Source organism: Nocardia sp. NPDC127526 (assembly GCF_042672265.1).
Classification (GTDB): Bacteria; Actinomycetota; Actinomycetes; order Mycobacteriales; family Mycobacteriaceae; genus Nocardia.
Genome location: NZ_JBHXVO010000022.1, coordinates 1 through 18,053, shown reverse-complemented (window position 1 = coordinate 18,053; position 18,053 = coordinate 1). Strand labels below are relative to the sequence as shown.

The following is an 18,053-nucleotide window of genomic DNA, read 5'->3' as shown; positions in this document are numbered from 1 at the left end:
GACAACGACGTCGACAGGGAGAAATCGAAGTGGCCGAACACAATTCGGTGCCGACGGATGCCTATCCCGCAGTAGCGGGATCACCGCTGCGCGAGCTGTGCGGCATCGGCCGCATCTGCGCGGCAGCGCTGCGCCGCACGCCGCGGGCGGCCGGCGGGCTGCCGCAGCCGGCGCCCGCCGCACTGCTGATTCCCGGGTGCTCCGCTCCGGACTGGAGCATGGCCCGCATGCATCGCCACCTGCGCGCCCGGGGCCACCGCACCTTCGCGTCCCGGCGTGGCCACCGTGAAAAGTGCTGGCGCGCACAGACCGACCAGCTGGCGCGCAGATTGGCCGAGTGCGCCGAACGCTCCGGCGGGCCCGTGGCGCTGGTCGGCCACAGCCTGGGCGGACTCCAGGCGAGAATGCTCGGCGTACGCCATCCCGACCTGGTCGCGGGAGTGATCACGCTGGGCGCACCGATCCGCGGAATCTTCGATCTCTCGCGCGGGGGCACCCGTTTCGCCGAACTGCTGGTGGCCATGGCCGACCGCGGTCTGCCGTTGCCGCCCCGCGACTGCATGGCCGGCGGCTGCTGGGAAGCCACCGCCATGGAGCTGGAACAGCCTGTGGCCCAGCATATTCCCTGCGTGTGCCTGTTCGGCAGATTCGATTGGACGGTGCCCTCGCGCGCCGCCATCCACCCCGGAGCCGAGCCCATCGAGGTGGCGGCGGCGCACTGCGAGTTCGGTGTCGATGCCGAGGTGTGCCGAATCGTCGAACGGACCCTCGGTGCGCTGGGCGGGCGCTCGCGCTCCGCGGCCTAGCCGAACACCACGAAGATCAGAGGAGAACCAGTGCCGGACAACAGGTCTCGACGGTTCGATGACGACGAGGCGACCGTCGAATCGGGGCGGCTGCGCGGCCGTCGCGATGGTGATGTGCTGACCTGGCACGCCGTCCCGTATGCCGCACCGCCTGTCGGCGAGCTTCGACTGCGCGCACCCCGCCCGCCGCGGCCGTGGCCCGGCGTCCGGGACGCGACCACGTTCCGGTACGCGGCGCTGTCGCATCCCTTCAGTGCGCCGCGCGGCCTGGCCCGGCGGCAGCCACAGAGCGAAGACTGCCTCACCGTGAATGTCTGTGCCCCGGTGGATCATTCGGACGCTCCCCGGCCGGTGATGGTGTTCTTCCACGGCGGCGGATGGTTCGAGGGCAGCTCCGGCTGGCCGCTCTACGATCCGCGACCGCTGGTCCGGCGCGGGGGAGTGGTCCTCGTGACCGTCAACTACCGGCTCAATGGCCTCGGATTCGTGGACTTCTCGGGTTATTCCACCCCGCAACGGACCTTCGAGACGAATGTCGGTCTGCGCGACCAGCTCGCCGCCCTGCGGTGGGTGCGGAGCAATATCGCGGCCTTCGGCGGCGACCCGGACAATGTCACCATCTTCGGGGAATCGGCGGGCGCCGGGTCGGTGACCACCATGCTGAGCATGCCCGCCGCCGCGGGGCTGTTCCATCGGGCCATCGCCCAGAGCGCTCCGGTGGACGCGGCGCTGTCGCCCGCCTTCGCGGCCGAGATCGCCGAGCGCTGCGTACGCAATCTCGGCGCGACGGCGAAAACCGCTGCCGCCGTGCTGGATACCGTCTCGGGGCGGGCCATCAGCGCGGCGGCGCTGAAACTGCTGATCCCGCTGATGCGGGAGGTGCCGAGCCGGATGATCTTCGGTCCGGTGATCGACGGCGACCTGGTGCCGGAGAATCCGGTCGACGTGCTCGCCGCCGGGCGCGGCCTGCCGGTGCCGTTGATCATCGGGACCAACCGCGACGAGCTGTTCCTGCACGGCCGCGCACCCGTCCTGGCTACCAGCGACGCCCGCCTCGACCGGCTGTTCACGGCGACGAATCCCGAAGCGCGCGAAGCGGTTCTGGCCGCGTACGCGGGACTGCCGCGTGCCGCGGCGCAGTGCGGCACCGATCTGTTCTTCCTGCGGCCCAGCCTGGCCGCGATCGAAGGCCACCGGTCGGTCGCCCCGGCCTACCTGTATCGCTTCGACTACGCCTCGCCGTTGCTGCGCCGGCTCGGTATCGGCGCCTTCCACGGCTTCGACCTGGTGCCCCTGTTCGGTGTGCATCGCCGCCCGATCGCGCGGGCGCTGGTGGCCGGTGACGGGGCCGCGATCGAGCGGGTGAGCACCGCGATGCAGGGGCACTGGCTGCATTTCGCGCGCACCGGCGCACCGCGACCCGACTGGCCCGCGTACACCGCGCCCACCCGCAGCACCATGCTCTTCGACGCGGTGTCGCGCGTCGCCGACGATCCGTACGCGCACATCCGACCGGCGCTGCTGTCCTACGCCGGCCCGTACCGTGACCGCACGCCGATGGACCGGACCGGGTAGGCGCGATGCCGGAGCCGACCGCGCACCCGGCCCGCCGCTCAGGCGGTGGTGCGGCCCCGTCTGCGCGGCGCGGTCGGCTCGGGCTTCGGCTGGGGCGAATCCGCTTGCGGCAGATCGGTCGCGGCCTCGACCACACGCTTGAGACGCAGTCGCACCCTGCGCGCGACACGCCCGTCCGCGCCGCGGTGCCGGTCGGTGAGCAGCCCCTCGAGCAGCAGTTCCATCCCCTGCAGGGTGGTGGCGCGCAGTTCGGAAGTGCTGAGCCGCAAGGCATCCGGGCGAGTGGCGAGCCCGATGACGCCGTTCATGGTGCCCCACAGGAAGCGAGCGGTATCGACCGCGCCCACCTTGCGCAGGCTGCCCTCGCGAATGCCGTCGGTGATGAGCGCGACCAGGGCGGCGTTCATGCGGTTGATCCGCTCGGCCACCAGGGTCGCGGCCTGATCGGCGGCCAGATGCCCGGGCTGCAACTGGATCATGCGGAACAGGTGCGGCGATTCGAGGAAGAACCGCAGATACGCGCCCGCGGCCTCGATGAGCCGGTCCACCGGTTCGGCGTCGGACTCGTAGATGGCCACCATGTGCCGCTCATTGGCTTCCAGCGCACGCTCCACGACCGCCAGGTACAGCGGGTCCTTACCGCCGAAGTGCTGGTAGATGGTGGCGATCGCGACATCGGCGGCCTCGGCGATCTGCTCCACGGTGACCGCGTCGCCGCCGGCGAACAGTTCCTCGGCGGCGTCCAGGATCACCCCGCGCGTGCGGGCCTTGCGCCGGTCCTGTCGCGTGGACGGCTGTGTGTCGGTCGATGCCATGGCCAGATCATAACCACTGAAGGTGGAACGTCATTCTGCTATCCATGTCCTTCTAAAAACCAGAATCACATACTGACATCAGAATCACATTCTGATAATCTCGCACTGATTGCAGGGAGGACCTCGTCGTGTCAGTCCAGGGGGATCCGGCCGCGGAGACGGACGTCACCGCCGCACAGATCATTCGCACCAACATCACCGATACCGCCACATCCAGCCTGCGCACCTTCGGGCGAGTAGTGGATCTGAGCCTGGAGAGCGCACGCGGGGCGGTGACCGATATCGCGACGGCGCGCTTCCAATGGCGCGAGATGCTCTCCCAGAGTTGGTATCTGGTCACCGTCAGCGCGGTGCCCGCCGTCTTGATGGCGGTGCCGTTCGGGGTGGTCATCTCCGTGCAGGTGGGCAATCTCATCCACCAGCTCGGCGCGGACTCGCTGCTCGGCGCGGCCGGCGGCCTCGGGGTGATCCAGCAGGCCGCGCCGCTGACCACCGGCCTGCTGCTGGGTGGCGCGGGCGCCTCGGCGATCGCCGCCGATCTCGGGGCGCGCACGGTGCGCGAGGAGATCGACGCCCTGCGCACCCTCGGCATCAGTCCGGTGCACCGCCTGGTCATTCCGCGCCTGGCGGCGATGATGCTGGTGGCGCCGCTGCTGAACGTGCTCATCATCTTCGTGGGCGTGGTCGCGGGGTACGCGGTGGCGGTCGGCGCGCAGCATGTGACGCCCGGAAGCTATTGGGCCACCTTCGGTTCCTTCGCGACGCTGACCGATATCTGGATCTCGCTGGGCAAGGCCCTGATCTTCGGCTTTCTGGTGGTGGTCATCGCCTGCCAGCGCGGACTGGAGGCCAAGGGCGGGCCGCGTGGAGTGGCCGATGCGGTCAATGCCGCGGTGGTGCTGTCGGTGGCCGCCATCATCGTGGTGAATCTCGTTGCCACTCAGATTGTTTCGATGTTCGTTCCGGTGAGGTTGGCGTGATGGCGGCACCGTACCGGCCGAAAGCGATGGTCCTCGCTCGCCCCGCGGTACGCCTCGGCGGCGCGGCGCGCGGCGGGGTGGAGGGTCTCGGCTTCACCCTGCTGTTCATCTGGCAGGCGCTGTCCTCGATTCCCTTGACGCTGAGCCGTTATCGCGCGCAGACCATGCGCACCATCACCGACATGACCTGGGGCCGCGGCTCGATTCTGGTCGGCGGCGGCACCGTGCCGATGCTGACCGTGCTGGGCGTGTCGATGGGGGCGGGCGTGGCGATCCAGGCCTTCCCGATTCTGGACATGATCGGGCTGGGCCCGGTCGCGGGCGTGGTGTCCGCCTTCGCGAATACCCGTGAGCTGGCGCCGATCGCGGCGGCCATCGGCTTCGCCGCGCAGGCGGGCTGCCGCATGACCGCCGAGATCGGGTCCATGCGCATCTCCGAGGAGATCGACGCCATCGAATCCCTCGGCCTGCGCTCGGTGCCGTTCGTGGTCACCACCCGCATCATCGCGGGCGCGGTGGCCATTGTGCCGACCTTCCTGATCGCGCTGATCCTGTCCTATCTGTCCTGCGAGACCGTGATCGTGCTGCTGCACGGGCAGGCGGGCGGCACCTACGACCACTATTTCAGCCAATTCGCCAGTGCCGGAGACATTCTCGCCGCCGTGCTGAAGATCCTGGTGTTCGCCGTCGCGATCATCCTGATCCACTGCTACCACGGATTCTTCGCCGCGGGCGGCCCGGAAGGAGTCGGCATCGCCTCCGGGCGCGCCGTGCGCGCCAGCTTCGTCGCCATCATCGGCCTGGACATGGTGCTCACCCTGCTGCTGTGGGGCGTCGGCTCCTCGATCGAATTCACGGGGTGAGCGCGATGCCGAACTATGTCATGCCGGGCGTGCGGGCCACACCCCGCACCGCGCTGCGCGCGGGGACATTCGCGCTGGTCGCCCTGGTCATCGCCGTGCTGGCATGGAACGGGTACCGGGCCGTCACCCGGCCCGATCCCTTCCGAATCCGGTTGTCCACCACCCAGATCGGCGACGGCATCATCGTCGGCACGGATGTGCGCCTCGAGGGCGTCCCGGTCGGGCGGATCACCGATATCACCCCCGGCGAGCGCGGCCATCAGGTGCTGACCCTGGATCTGGACCGGTCGCAGTTGAGCGGGCTCACCGATCGGCTCACCGTGCAGTACGCGCCCGCGAACCTGTTCGGCATCAGCACGCTCACGCTGCGGCGCGCCGCGGGCGGCGCCCCACTGCACGACGGCGCGATGATCGATCTGTCCGCGACGGGCGCGGTGGTGGACGCCACCATGGGCAGCCTGCTGCGCGGGCTCGGCGCCACCTCCGGTGAGGTGCTGACACCCGAATTCGCCGAGGCCATACGGCAGGTCGACAGCGGCCTGACGGCTTTCGCGCCGCTGCTGGAGGCGGTGGTCATGCTCGGGCGCACGGTCGCCGACACCCAGCGCTACGCGCCCTCGTATCTGATCGAGCGGTACGGCGCGATCCTGGCGGGCGCGGGCACGCTCACCTCCTCGACCTTCAAACTGCTCGACGGTGTGGTGAGCATCGAGGTGCTGAAGAACGACCGCCCGCTCTACGACGCGGCCATCTCCATGATCGCGGGCCAGGTGTTCCCGGCGGTCGCCCAGATCGGCGATGCCGGTCGATCACATCTCACCGGATATCTGGAAATGCTCACTCCGCTATTGGAAGCCGTCGCGCACACGGTGCCGACGCCGGGCCGCTCCGCGGCGGAGACGACCGAACTGCTGGATCGCCTGCACCGCGCCTTCGCCGACACCCCGGACGGACCGGTCCTCGGGCTGGACATCACGGTGCGGGCCATGCCGGGACTGGCGGTGCCGCTGCTGGGCCTGCCGGCGGGGGAGGGGAACCGATGACATCGACATCCGGAGCGCTGTGGCGACTCGGGCTCTTCGCCTCGGTGGTGGCGCTGCTGCTGTTCGCCGTGGCCCAGGCCATCGTCAGGCCGGTATCCGGCGAAACCGATACGTACGCCGCGATTTTCACCGATGTGAGTGGATTGAAGACCGGTGACGACGTCCGCATGTTCGGCGTCGCCGTGGGCAAGGTCGACACCATCGACCTCGACGGCAACCAGGCGCGCGTCCGTTTCACGGTGCAGCGCGACCGCCCGCTCTACGACGCCGCCACGCTGGCCATCCGATTCCAGACCCTCACCGGTCAGCGCTATATCGACGTCCGCCAACCGGATCGGCCCGGCAACACGCTGCCCGCGGGCAGCATCGTCGACGTCACCCACACGCAGGGTTCCTTCGATGTGACCGCGTTGGTGAACGGCCTGGAACCGGTGCTCGCGGAGTTCTCGCCCGCGGCGCTGAACCAGTTCACCCAGAGCGTGCTGGCCGTCATCGACGGTGACGGCGCCGGCATCGGGCCCGCCCTCGACGCCGTCGAGAAGCTCAGCGGCTATGTCACCGACCGGCAACTGGTCATCGCCACGCTGTTCCGCAATCTGAAGGCCATCTCCGACGAGATCGGCGGGCGCTCACCGCATCTCATCACACTGCTGCGCGGCATCAGCGATGTGTTCGCCGCCCTGCAGGAGCGCGTGGACGGGCTCATCGACTACGCCCTCAACGCTCCCCCCGTGCTGGGCCCGCTCAACAGTCTGATCACCACGCTCGGGCTGACCGAGGAAACCAACCCCAGCCTGGAGGACGCCCTCCGGCGGCTGTTCCCGGATCCGCGGGCCGCGGTCGATCAGCTCGCCGCACTGCCCGGACTGATCCAATCGCTCACCGCGCTGATCCCGGACCCCGCGGCCGGCGCCTCGACGCCGGGCGTGTGCTCGCAGGGGAAAGCGGAGCTACCGCAGCCGGTAGCGATACTCATTGCCGGACAAAGGATTGCGGTATGCAAGAGCTGAAACGCCGCATCGTCGCCCGGGTGCGGAGACTGGATGGGGATCGGCCCGTGCTCGACCCCGCCGCACTCGGCCGCCGCGAACTGCGGCTCGGACTGGCCGGAGCCATGTTCCTGGCCCTGCTGCTGGTGGCCGCGGGCGTCATCTACGTCGCGCCCGTCGGAAAGTCCACCTACACCGCCGAACTCAGCGAAGCCCAGTCGATCAAGGTGGGCGACCAGGTGCGGCTGGCGGGCATTCAGGTCGGCTCGGTGACCGGGCTCGAGCTGCGCCCCGATCGGGTGCGCATGACATTCACCGTCGACAGCGGCACCTTCGTCGGAGATCGCACCAGCCTCGATATCCGTCTGCTCACCATCATCGGCGGCCACTATGTCGCCCTGTCGCCGGCGGGCACCGCGCCGCTCGGCTCGAATGTCATTCCCACGGACCGAGTTCACCTGCCCTACAGTCTGATTCGCTCCATGCAGGACGCGGCCACACCCTTGGCACAGGTCGACGGTGACACGGTGCGGCAGAACTTCGGCGCCCTGCAGGAGTCCCTGGACCAGCAGCCGGACGCGATCCGCCGGATGGGGCAGGCCCTGCAATCGCTGGTGACCGTCCTCGACCAGCAGAACACCGATGTGTCCCGGGCCCTCACCATCGCCGACGAATACCTCGCACAGATCAATGCCAACAAGGCGCTGCTGGGCACCTTCGTGCGCAAGGTCGGTCTGCTGGCCACCGTCGGACTGAACAAACGTGCCGAGATCCTCACGGTCCTCGACCTCACCGCGCAACTGCTGTCCCGAATCGCGGCGCTGGAACCGGCTTGGCGCGAAAGCCTCGAGCCGCTGGCCGAGCAGCTCGCGGCGGCCGCGCCCGCACTGCGGGAACTGGCCGACAAGCTGGGCACCGCCGTGGATTCGTTCGCCGCCTCGGCCGACGGCCTGCGGCGCACCATCACGCCCGAGGGCGGCATTCCCGCCGACGGCATCTGCGTCCCGGTGCCTGGAAAGGGGTGCTGAACGTGAAATCCCTGCTCGCATCCCGAGGTTTCGTGTCGGTGGCGGCCGCCGCGATGATCGCGGTCCTCACCGTCGGCGCCTATCTGATTGTCGCGAAACCCTTGCGGCAGACCCTCGGATACTGCGCCATCATGCCGGACGCGGTGGGCCTGTACCGCGGCAATCATGTGACGCTGCGCGGCATTCCGGTCGGCACCGTCACCGACATCCGCGCCGAGGGCGTCGGCGTGCGCGTCGAGTTCTCACTCGACGCCGAGCACCGGCTGCTCGGACAGGTGCGGGCGAGCACGGTGGCCGACACCGTGGTGGCCGACCGCAATCTGGCTGTGCTGCCGGACAATACGTCGACCACGCCGTGGAATCAGGGCACCTGCATCACCGAGACGTTCACCCCCAAGAGCATCAGCGAGACGCTGACCGCCTTCTCCCGGCTGGCCGACCAGCTCGGCGGTGGCGGCGTACCGGGCGAACAGCATCGGCTCGAGGACGGTTTGGCCGCACTCGACCGCGCCACTGCGGGAACCGGGCCGAAAATCGACGCGCTGCTCGACCAGCTCGGCTCGGTACTGAAAGCCCCCGACCAGGCCGTGGGGCACATCGGCTCCCTGGTGGATTCGCTGGCCGCGCTGGCGAACAGCGTCACCACCAACTGGTCCGATATCAAGGTCATGCTCACCCAGTTCGGGCCCGGTGTGCACCTGATCAACCAGGTGTGGGACACCGTCGTGCAATTCGTGGACTCACTGCTGGTGGTGCTGCCCTGGATCAATGGAATCACCGGCAAGTACGGCGGATATCTGCTCGACGGCCTCGAATCGACCGTCCCGCTGCTGAAACTGGCGGTGGCGCACATCGGCGGCTTGCAACAGCTGCTGAGCATGATCCCGGCCACCGCCACCGCCTTTCAACAGTCCGTCGACCCGGCGACCGGCACGATCCGGGTGAGTTACGCGGCACCCAAAGTGGCACTGCCGCCGGAAGATACGGCACGCGTCTGCGCCGCCGTGGACGCGCTCGCGCCCGGACGATGCGACGCGGCGGGCGGCGTGGCCGGACTCGACGTACTGGGACTGCTACTCGGATCGGTGGGTGCGCGATGAGATCTCCGCGACTGACGGCGGGCATCGCCATCGCGGCTGCCGTACTGGCATTGGGCGGGTGCGGATTCGATCCGTCGGCCGGCCCCGTTCCGGGCGCGTCGGTGTCGGGCCCGACCTATCGGGTGCACATCGAACTGGCCAGCGCGCTCAACCTGCCGACCGGGGCGAAGGTCATGGCCAACGGCGCGCTCGTGGGCACCGTGTCCGCGGTGACGGTGGTCGATCCGTCCGCCGCCGCACCCGGGCATATCCGGCTCGACGTCGATATCGCCGATCGGGTCCGGCTGCCCGCGACCACCACGGCGCAGCTGCGGCAGAACACCGTGCTCGGCGACATCTTCGTCGGATTGGTCACGCCCCCGGACGGTTTCGGCACCCTCCTGCAACCCGAGGGCACCATTGCGCTCGCCCGGACCCGCCCCGCCCTGCAAATCGAGGATTTGATGGCGGCGGCCTCGACCTTCATCTCCGGCGGCGCGCTGCACACCATGCAGGACATCGTCGACCGCGCCAATGCGGTGCTGCCGCAGGACCCGGCGGAAACCACGCGCATCGCCGCCACCATCGCCTCGGACATGCGGGACGTCTCCGGCAACCTGGCGACCCTGGACGCCTTTCTCAGCGCCGTCGAAACCGATATCGGTGCGGTGCTGGACAATCGCGCCGCCCTCGGTGAACTGCTGACCGAGGAGGGGACGGCCATCATCACCGCGAACGCGCGGTCACTGGTCGACACCACCGGCCTGATCGGCTCGCTCGGTGTCATCTCACACGCCATCGCCTGGCTGGAGCCGCTGGTGCGGGCGGGCGACTCGGCGGCGAAAGCGATTGTGCCGCTGTTGTTCACCGCGCAGCCCTTCGACCTGGACGCCGCGTCCAACCTCAGCAGCGCCGTCGCGCTGGTGCGGGACCGGCTCGTGCCCTTCCTGCAGCGCGGTCCGAAGGTCGAGATCACTCACGTCGGCATCGAGGGCGCGGCGGGCGATGAGACCGCCGCTCTCGCCGCGACCCTGCGCATGATCGGAATGGTTCGATGAGAATCCGGCCCACTGCGGTCAAACCCGGCTCGATCGCCTCGTGGGCGGCGATCACCCTGGTGCTGATCGTCGGCAGCGCCTACCTGGCATTCGGTGTGGCGCACGTGGATTGGCTCACCCGCTACACCAGCGCCACCCTGACGATCCCTGATTCGGCGGGGTTGATGCCGCGCTCGCCGGTGCTGCTGTCGGGCATCGAGATCGGGCAGATCACCTCGGTGCGCAATACCGGCAGCGGTGTCGTCGTCGGATTCCGCGTGCGGGAGTCCGCTCGGATTCCGCTGACGAGTTCGGTGCGCATCGAGACGCTCTCGGCGCTGGGCGAGCCCTACATCGAATTCCGTCCCACCGCCGCGGGGGGACCGTATCTGCGCGACGGACAGGCGGTGGACACGGCCCGGGTGCAGCTGCCGACCTCCATTCCGGAATTCGCGCAGCAGGTCACCCGGATTCTCGACCAACTCCATCCCGACACCGTGAAATCGCTCGTGGCGACATTGACACAGGGGCTGGCCGGCAGTGCGGCGGTGGTGCCGACGCTGGCGCGATCGACCACCTTGCTGGCCTCGACCCTGCTCAGCCGCACCCGGCTGCTGCAGGAACTGTTCACCGACCTGCAGGTGCACGCCGACGACCTGGACTGGGTCGGGCCCGCCATGACCGAGGCCGCCGGTCCCTGGGGCGAATTCGGTCCCAAGATCAACGATGTCGCGGTGGGCGTCGCCCGGGTGATCCGCACCGGCAGAATGCCCGAGGACTACACCACCGGCACCGGGCTCATCCCGTTCCTGCACGCGGTGACCGACTGGCTCGAGCGCGCCGGACCCGATCTGGCGCAGCTGGGTCCGCTGCTGCGCCCGCTCACCGACACCGCCACCGCGGCACTGCAGCCGCTCGACCTGAGCAGCCTCATCACACAGGCCCTGCAGGCCACCACCGACGACGGCGCGCTGCGACTGCGCCTCACTGTCAAGTAGACGCATCGGCGCAGCGCCGGGCAGCAAACGACTGGAGCACCAATGATCACCAGCACCGAGACCGAGACCAACTCCGATACCGATACCGAGACCCGTTCGGGCGCAGGCGGATCCGCCGACCGGCGCACGGCCCGTGCCGCACGGCGGCCCGCACGCGGTCGCGCCGTGTCGATTCCGATCTCCGTCGCGGGCTGGACGGCGGCCGGGGCGGCCCTGATCGCCGCCGTCTGTGTCCTGGCCTGGCTGCTGATCGCCGCGCGCGGCGAACTCGCCGACCGCGACGCGGCCGCCGCCGCCCAGCAGCACGCCGAGCAGGCCGCCACCGAGTACGCGGTCGGCGCCTCCACCATCGACTACACCGACCTCGATGCCTGGATCGCGAAATTGAAGGCGGGCACCTCCGGCCAGCTGACCACCAAGTTCGACGCCACCGCTCCCAAGCTCGAGGACATCCTCGTGCCGCTGCAGTGGAAGTCCAGTGCGACGCCCGTCGCGGCCAAGGTCATGTCCGAGGACGACGGCGTCTACCGGGTCGACGTCTTCCTGAGCGTGAGCTCCACCAGCGCGCAGACCCCCGACGGCGGCCAGACCACCGTCACCTACAACGTCACCCTCGACGCGAACGACGGGTGGAAGATCACCGACGTCGGCGGCATCGACGGCGCGATGCCACTCAAATAGCAACGCGCACAACGTATTCAGAAACTCGGAGGCGTACGGGGAACAGTGCGCCTCCCGGACAACGGGGAGAACCAGCCATGCCGAACTCCGACAGGGCAGACAAACTGTCGACCTCACGCGCGGGCCGGGCCGCCAAACTCGGCCGCGTCGCGGCCGGACAGGCGCTGCGGCATGCCGGCGCGAAGGTGGCGACCGCGGGCCGGGGCGCGGACAAGAAGAAAGAGGTCATGGACCGCCGTCGCCTCGAAGCGATGAAGGCGCTGGTCAACGGCCTCGGCACGATGCGCGGCGCGGCCATGAAGATCGGGCAGGCGCTGTCGGTGGTGGACGGCGGGATCATCCCCGATGAGGGACGCGAGGAATTCCAGGCCGCCCTGGCGCGGTTGCGCGACAACGCACCGAAGATGTCGTTCGAGAAAATGCGCGCGGTGATCGAGGCCGATCTGAGCGGCTCGCTCGACGACGTGTTCGCGGCCTTCGATCGCATCCCCATCGCAGCGGCCTCCATCGGGCAGGTCTACCGGGCGCGGCTGCACGACGGGCGCGACGTGGTGGTCAAGGTGCAATACCCCGGCATCGACAAGGCCGTGCGGGCCGATGTGAAGAACCTGACCTTCCTCACCGCCGCGCTCAAACTCATCGCGCCCGGCATCGACGCCAAGGCCATGGCGCAGGAGATCCGCGACCGCATCGAAGAGGAACTCGACTACGAACTCGAGGCGCAGAACCAACGGCAGGCCGCCCGGCTGTACCGCGGGCATCCCTTCATCGTGGTGCCCGAAGTGGTCACGGCGCTGTCCGGACAGCGGGTGCTGGTGACCGAATACTTCGCGGGCATCGGCTTCGAGGAAGCCAAGCTCACCGACCAGGACACCCGGAATCGACTGGGGGAGAGCATCTTCCGGTTCTTCGGCGCCGGGGTGCTGCGGCACGGCCAGTTCTCCGGTGACCCGCATCCGGGCAACTTCCTGCTCGGCGCGGACGGCCGGGTCGCCTTCCTCGACTTCGGTCTGTACAAGCATCTCGACGGCGAAGCCATCGAACGTCAGCTCGAGCTGCACCGCGCGCTGATCGCCGACGACCCCGAACGCATCGGCCGGGCATTGCTGGCCGCCGGCTTCGTGACCGACGGCGAGGACATCGAGAACGCCGCACCGACCATGCGCGACATCCTGGCCCTGTTCACCACCGACGCGGAACTCGAGGTGACCGAGGATCTCGCCAATCATATTCTCGCGCAGACGATCACGCCGAGCTCAGACGACTTCGAGGCGGTACGCAAGCAAGCCGTGCCCGCCGACCAGCTCATGACCATCCGCACCCTCGTCATGGTCATCGCGGCACTGGGACAGCTGCGCGCCACCGCCAACTGGCATCGCATCGCCCGGGAATGGCAGTTCGGTGACGCGCCCGCCACCGAACTGGGCCGCCTCGAGGCCGAATCCGGTTGGCACGCGGCCCCGGAACTCACGCACTGACGAAAAACAGGATCGGTCAATGGATTTCACAAAACTGTTCAATGAGATCATGGACAACCCGGTGGCCCGGCGCGCCGTCCGAACCGGGAACGACCTGCGCGATGCCGCGCTGCACACCCAGGACGCCATGCTCGACCTGCTCAATATGGCCACCGCGAACGAGGTGAGCCGCCTTGCCGGGCAGGTCAAATCAATGCTGCGCCGCCTCGAACAGCTCGAGGACACCGTCGACCGGCTCGAGGCCACACCCCCTCGAGCCAACACCCCGGCGCGCCGGACCCGAAAGGATGCGCAATGAACCCCCTCACGAACCTGGGCGGACGCGTACTGCGCGATATCGAGGGCCGGATCATGGACCGGGTACTGGGCCTGCCGCCCGTGCTCACCCGGGATGTCAAGGTGACCAAGGGAATACGCGTCGCCATGCCCGACGGCATCGAGCTGCTGGCCGACCTGTATCAGCCGAATGTGCCCAACGCGCCGACCGTCATGTCCCGCACCCCCTACGCGCGCGTCGGGCTGGCCAGCAGGGCCACGGCCATGCCGTTCGCCCAGCGCGGCTTCAATGTCCTCATCCAATCGGTGCGCGGCACCCACGGCGGATCCGGAGGCGAGTTCGATCCGCTCGCCGGCGAGGAGAAGGACGCCCTGGCCACCCTGGCCTGGATCGAAGAACAGCCCTGGTACAACGGCCAACTGTTCCTCTTCGGGCCCAGCTATGTGGGCTACACCCAATTCGCGCTGGCGGTGGGGGCGGGGGATCGGGTCGCCGGGCTGCTGCCCACGGTCACCTCCTCCTCGCTCTCGGAGGTCATCGGTCCCGGCGGCACCGTTTTCACCGGCCTCGTCCTGCAGTGGATTCGCCGGATGGCGCTGCTGGAACGCAGCGCCGCACTCGCCGATCTCATCGAGTTCCTCGGTGATCGCCGCACCCGGCGCGCGCAGTGGCATCTGCCGCTCGGCACCTCCGACCTCGTCAACACCGGCCGGGCCGTCGGGTTCTACCGCACCTGGCTCGAGGTCGGCTTCGACCGGAAGCACCCGTACTGGAACGGCATTCGCGAATGCCGCGACCGCATCGGCGGCATCACCGCGCCGACGCACCTGCTCGGCGGCTGGCAGGACCTGGCGCTGCCCAGCCAGCTCACCGACTACCACACCATGCGCGCCGCCGGCCGCGATCCACTGCTCACCATCGGCCCGTGGACCCATGTCGACACCGCCATGATGGGCGCCGCCATCACCGAGGCCGTCGAGTGGTTCCGTGCGGTGGCCGAGAACCCCGCCGGACAGCGCGCGCGGCGAGCGAAGCTCTACATCCAGGGCGCGGACGAGTGGCGCACCTACGATGTCTATCCCCCTGCGGAATCCGAAGCACGGCAATGGTTTCTGCACCCCTCCGGCGGATTCTCGCCGGTGCGGCCGGATGCCGGGGAACCGCGCGTCTTCCGCTACGACCCGGCCGACCCCACCCCTGACATCGGCGGCGCGGCCATCGACACCAGGGACGCCGGTCGCCGGGACCAGACCGATCGAGAAGCCCGCGCGGACGTGCTGGTCTACACCAGCGCCGCCCTCGAGGGCCCGCTCGAGCTGATCGGCCCCGTCACCTCCCGCGTCGTGCTGCGCACCAGCAGCCCGCACGCGGACCTCTTCATCCGACTCTGTGACGTCGACCCACAGGGCCGCTCGACCAATGTCTGCGACGGCATCCAGCGCACCACCCCGGACACCCACCCCGCCGACGCGAACGGCCTCCGGACCGCCGAGGTGACCCTGTGGCCCACCGCGTACCGGTTCAAGCCCGGCCATCGCCTGCGAATTCAGGTGTGCGGCGGGTCCTTCCCGCGCTTCGCCCGCAACACCGGCAGCGGTGAACCCCTGGCCACCGCCACCACCCTCGTCCCGGTCGACTTCGAGATACATCCCGGATCCGGTCTCACGCTGCCGGTCATGCGGGCGAATCCAGACACAGCGCACTGAGCCCGCGCACCGAACCCGACCCGTGACACCCCCTCGGGGCAAACCGGCACACGCCGGCTTCCGGCATAGAATTTGCCGCAGCACTCCGGCAAGCCGATCTCTCGCAGCCCCAGCACGGGACGGAGCGACAGCTGGCATCACCCGACGAATATCAGGCCACGCCCGCAGGTCGACGCATGATCGATGACCTGCGGGCGGTGCACGATTCCCTGCGCCGCGATATCGCGGTCCTCGATCGAGCCCTCACTCTGCTCGACGACTCCACCGCGGACCCCTCCGCCGTCCCCACCATGATCAGCGGCCTCACCATCGCGCAATTCGAATGGCAGCTCCGGGTCAACTGCGAGACCTACTGCAATATCTTGACCGGCCACCATTCCCTGGAAGACCACCGCATGTTCCCCGTCATGCTCCGCCGCTTCCCGGAACTCGCTCCCGCCATCGAACGCCTCTACAAAGAACACGAGGCCGTCGTCGGTCTGATCACCGCAACCAGCTCCGCCGCCCGCGACCTCGGCACCGGTCACCCCGCCGTCACCCGCGCGCGCCGCACCATCGAAACCCTGCGCGACCACCTACTCGCCCACCTCGCCTTCGAAGAGGAAACCCTCTTCCCCTACTTCGCGACGATGACCACCGACTGGCACCTGGGCTGACGTCAGGGTTTATGAGTCACCGGGAAACAGTTCGTGCTGGACAGCAGCATCCCAGCCGTCCATAGACCCCGCGTACTAGTTGCGGTTGCTCGGGTATGACCGGCCGTTGCCGCGACTACCGCGCCATCGAGCACACATGCCCTCTGCATCGGACAGTGTTCAAGCCCGCACTTTGACCCAGGTAATCAGCCTGTAAGCGGAGAATGCGTGTTCATTTGCCTGGCAGGAACAACGCTGGAGCCCGTTCGCGTGTGCTTGGACACGAAGCTTCAGGCTTCGATTAGTGAAAATTGTGCGCCATCAGGGACTCGAACCCCGAACCCGCTGATTAAGAGTCAGCTGCTCTGCCAATTGAGCTAATGGCGCGTGGTACCTGCGTTGTGGCCCGGCCCGGGGGGCTTGGCCGCTCTGCGGTGCGGAAAGAACATTAACAGGCTGTGGTGGGGAATGTGAAATCGGCTGGTTAAACGGGGTTTTTGCCGGGATGGGGGAACTTGCTGATTGGTGTTAACGGAAGGAGGGGTTGTGGGGATGAAGGGGGCGAGCCCTGTGGGGGCCGAGCGCAATGTCGTTGGTCGGGGCAGGGTTGCCTGGCAGAATGGCACGAGCGTGGTCTCGACCGATCCCCGCGGGCGTGGTGGGTCGAGCAGGCGTGGTCGGGGTCCTAGTCCCGGGGCCGACTACGCACCGAGAGACGTGAAGTGGGGTTGCTATGAGCGATGGTCAGGGCCGCGACCGTTCGAGGCGACGGCATACCGGGAAATGGCTGGTATTCACCGCCTTGGCGTCGGTATTGGCGTTGGCGCTGGTGGGATGTTCCTCGAGTTCGGGCGATTCCTCCTCGGTCGCAATCGATTCCAACCCGATCAGCGAGATGATGAAGCCGAAGCTGATCTCGCCGGTGAAGGATGGGGAGAAGGGCGTCTCGCCCGGCGATCCGCTGGAGCTGAAGGTCGAGGACGGCAAGATCACCAGCGTGGCGCTGACCAACCCGGACGGCCGGGCCGTGGCCGGCGACCTCGCCGCCGACGGCCGGTCGTGGAAGTTGGCCGAGGCGTTGGGATTCGGGCGCACCTACAAGCTGACGGTGGAAGCCATCGGCCTGGGCGGCGCGACCAGCACCAGCATGAGCTTCACCACAATCTCGCCGAACAACCAGACCCACCCGTACCTGCTGCCGGGCGAGAACGAGGTGGTGGGCATCGGCCAGCCCATCGCCATCCAGTTCGACGAGAACATCCCGGACCGCAAGGCCGCCCAGGATGCGATCAAGGTCACCACCACGCCGGTCGTGGAGGGCGCCTTCTACTGGGTGAACAACCGCGAAGTGCGTTGGCGGCCGGAGCATTTCTGGGCGCCGGGCACCAAGGTCGATGTGGCCGTGAACGTTTACGGCAAGGATCTGGGCAATGGCCTGGTCGGTGATACCAACATCACATCCAGCTTCACCATCGGCGACGCCGTGGTCTTCACCGCCGACGACAACACCCACATGGTGACGGTGGAGAAGAACGGCCAGGTGATCAAGACCATGCCGACCTCGATGGGCAAGAACTCCACGCCCACCGACAACGGCATCTACATCGTGGCCGACCGGCACGAGAAGATCATCATGGACTCGTCCACCTACGGTGTGGCGGTGAACTCGCCGGACGGATACAAGACCCCGGTCGACTATGCGACGCGAATCTCGTACTCCGGCATCTTCTTCCACTCCGCACCGTGGTCGATCGGCGCGCAGGGCTCGTACAACACCAGCCACGGGTGCCTGAACCTGAGCCCGTCGGATGCGCGCTGGGTGTTCGAGAACGCCAAGCGCGGTGACATCACCATCATCAAGAACACGGTCGGCGGGACGCTGTCCGGTGTGGACGGCCTCGGTGACTGGAACGTGCCGTGGGAGCAGTGGAAGGCCGGCAACGCCGACGACAACCGCTGATCCAACCAACTCTCGGGGCTCTCAGGGGCTTCGCCCCCGAACCCCCAGGAGCCCTCAGGGGCTTCGCCCCTGGAACCCCACGAGCGGCCCGGTACCAGCAATG

Annotated in this window: 17 protein-coding genes and 1 tRNA gene; 16 read left to right on the top strand and 2 right to left on the bottom strand. The window is 68.3% G+C overall.

Annotated elements, in window-relative coordinates; genetic code table 11:
- Positions 1 to 29 precede the first annotated feature (29 nt).
- Both ACFVIV_RS28125 and ACFVIV_RS28120 read left to right on the top strand, forming a co-directional pair.
- On the top strand, positions 30 to 806 hold the full coding sequence (locus ACFVIV_RS28125) for an esterase/lipase family protein (RefSeq protein WP_379201355.1): 777 nt from the start codon (positions 30 to 32) through the stop codon (positions 804 to 806).
- 30 nt (positions 807 to 836) lie between these two features.
- A complete protein-coding gene (locus ACFVIV_RS28120; protein WP_379201353.1) occupies positions 837 to 2,381 on the top strand; it encodes a carboxylesterase/lipase family protein in 1,545 nt (514 codons plus the stop codon).
- 38 nt (positions 2,382 to 2,419) lie between these two features.
- On the opposite strand, the gene ACFVIV_RS28115 is transcribed toward ACFVIV_RS28120, so the two are convergent.
- Positions 2,420 to 3,196 carry a TetR/AcrR family transcriptional regulator gene (locus ACFVIV_RS28115; RefSeq protein WP_379201351.1) on the bottom strand — a complete coding sequence of 259 codons (777 nt, stop codon included), beginning with the start codon at positions 3,194 to 3,196 and terminating at the stop codon, positions 2,420 to 2,422.
- A 179-nt stretch (positions 3,197 to 3,375) separates the two neighbouring features.
- Here ACFVIV_RS28115 and ACFVIV_RS28110 point away from each other — a divergent pair, with 179 nt between their 5' ends.
- The 13 genes from ACFVIV_RS28110 to ACFVIV_RS28050 all read left to right on the top strand — a co-directional run bounded on the left by ACFVIV_RS28110 (position 3,376) and on the right by ACFVIV_RS28050 (position 16,011).
- Positions 3,376 to 4,176 (top strand): MlaE family ABC transporter permease, encoded by an 801-nt coding sequence (locus ACFVIV_RS28110; RefSeq protein WP_379201546.1) that lies wholly within the window; start codon positions 3,376 to 3,378, stop codon positions 4,174 to 4,176.
- Positions 4,173 to 5,039 (top strand): MlaE family ABC transporter permease, encoded by an 867-nt coding sequence (locus ACFVIV_RS28105; RefSeq protein ID WP_379201349.1) that lies wholly within the window; start codon positions 4,173 to 4,175, stop codon positions 5,037 to 5,039. Before ACFVIV_RS28110 ends, ACFVIV_RS28105 begins: the two co-directional genes overlap by 4 nt.
- 5 nt (positions 5,040 to 5,044) lie before the next feature.
- On the top strand, positions 5,045 to 6,082 hold the full coding sequence (locus tag ACFVIV_RS28100; RefSeq protein ID WP_379201544.1) for an MlaD family protein: 1,038 nt from the start codon (positions 5,045 to 5,047) through the stop codon (positions 6,080 to 6,082).
- Positions 6,079 to 7,092 (top strand): MCE family protein, encoded by a 1,014-nt coding sequence (locus tag ACFVIV_RS28095; RefSeq protein ID WP_379201347.1) that lies wholly within the window; start codon positions 6,079 to 6,081, stop codon positions 7,090 to 7,092. The genes ACFVIV_RS28100 and ACFVIV_RS28095 overlap by 4 nt, the downstream gene beginning before the upstream one ends.
- Positions 7,080 to 8,099 carry an MlaD family protein gene (locus ACFVIV_RS28090; protein ID WP_379201346.1) on the top strand — a complete coding sequence of 340 codons (1,020 nt, stop codon included), beginning with the start codon at positions 7,080 to 7,082 and terminating at the stop codon, positions 8,097 to 8,099. The genes ACFVIV_RS28095 and ACFVIV_RS28090 overlap by 13 nt, the downstream gene beginning before the upstream one ends.
- 2 nt (positions 8,100 to 8,101) lie before the next feature.
- On the top strand, positions 8,102 to 9,199 hold the full coding sequence (locus ACFVIV_RS28085) for an MlaD family protein (protein WP_379201344.1): 1,098 nt from the start codon (positions 8,102 to 8,104) through the stop codon (positions 9,197 to 9,199).
- Positions 9,196 to 10,236, top strand: coding sequence for an MlaD family protein (locus ACFVIV_RS28080; RefSeq protein WP_379201342.1), 1,041 nt, complete (start codon positions 9,196 to 9,198; stop codon positions 10,234 to 10,236). Before ACFVIV_RS28085 ends, ACFVIV_RS28080 begins: the two co-directional genes overlap by 4 nt.
- Positions 10,233 to 11,213: an MlaD family protein gene (locus ACFVIV_RS28075; RefSeq protein ID WP_379201340.1), complete on the top strand. Its 981-nt coding sequence runs from the start codon at positions 10,233 to 10,235 to the stop codon at positions 11,211 to 11,213. The genes ACFVIV_RS28080 and ACFVIV_RS28075 overlap by 4 nt, the downstream gene beginning before the upstream one ends.
- A 42-nt stretch (positions 11,214 to 11,255) precedes the next feature.
- Positions 11,256 to 11,894: a hypothetical protein gene (locus tag ACFVIV_RS28070; protein ID WP_379201338.1), complete on the top strand. Its 639-nt coding sequence runs from the start codon at positions 11,256 to 11,258 to the stop codon at positions 11,892 to 11,894.
- Positions 11,895 to 11,971: 77 nt separating this feature from the next.
- Complete coding sequence (locus ACFVIV_RS28065) at positions 11,972 to 13,372, top strand: ABC1 kinase family protein (protein ID WP_379201337.1); 1,401 nt, start codon at positions 11,972 to 11,974, stop codon at positions 13,370 to 13,372.
- 19 nt (positions 13,373 to 13,391) lie between these two features.
- Positions 13,392 to 13,670, top strand: a complete 279-nt coding sequence (locus tag ACFVIV_RS28060; RefSeq protein ID WP_379201335.1) for a hypothetical protein — start codon at positions 13,392 to 13,394, stop codon at positions 13,668 to 13,670.
- Positions 13,667 to 15,355 carry a CocE/NonD family hydrolase gene (locus ACFVIV_RS28055; protein ID WP_379201333.1) on the top strand — a complete coding sequence of 563 codons (1,689 nt, stop codon included), beginning with the start codon at positions 13,667 to 13,669 and terminating at the stop codon, positions 15,353 to 15,355. The genes ACFVIV_RS28060 and ACFVIV_RS28055 overlap by 4 nt, the downstream gene beginning before the upstream one ends.
- A gap of 176 nt (positions 15,356 to 15,531) precedes the next feature.
- Positions 15,532 to 16,011 carry a hemerythrin domain-containing protein gene (locus ACFVIV_RS28050; protein ID WP_379201331.1) on the top strand — a complete coding sequence of 160 codons (480 nt, stop codon included), beginning with the start codon at positions 15,532 to 15,534 and terminating at the stop codon, positions 16,009 to 16,011.
- 293 nt (positions 16,012 to 16,304) lie between these two features.
- On the opposite strand, the gene ACFVIV_RS28045 is transcribed toward ACFVIV_RS28050, so the two are convergent.
- A tRNA-Lys gene (locus tag ACFVIV_RS28045) sits at positions 16,305 to 16,377 on the bottom strand.
- 346 nt (positions 16,378 to 16,723) lie between these two features.
- Here ACFVIV_RS28045 and ACFVIV_RS28040 point away from each other — a divergent pair.
- Complete coding sequence (locus ACFVIV_RS28040) at positions 16,724 to 17,950, top strand: Ig-like domain-containing protein (RefSeq protein WP_379201329.1); 1,227 nt, start codon at positions 16,724 to 16,726, stop codon at positions 17,948 to 17,950.
- The last annotated feature ends 103 nt before the right edge of the window (positions 17,951 to 18,053 follow it).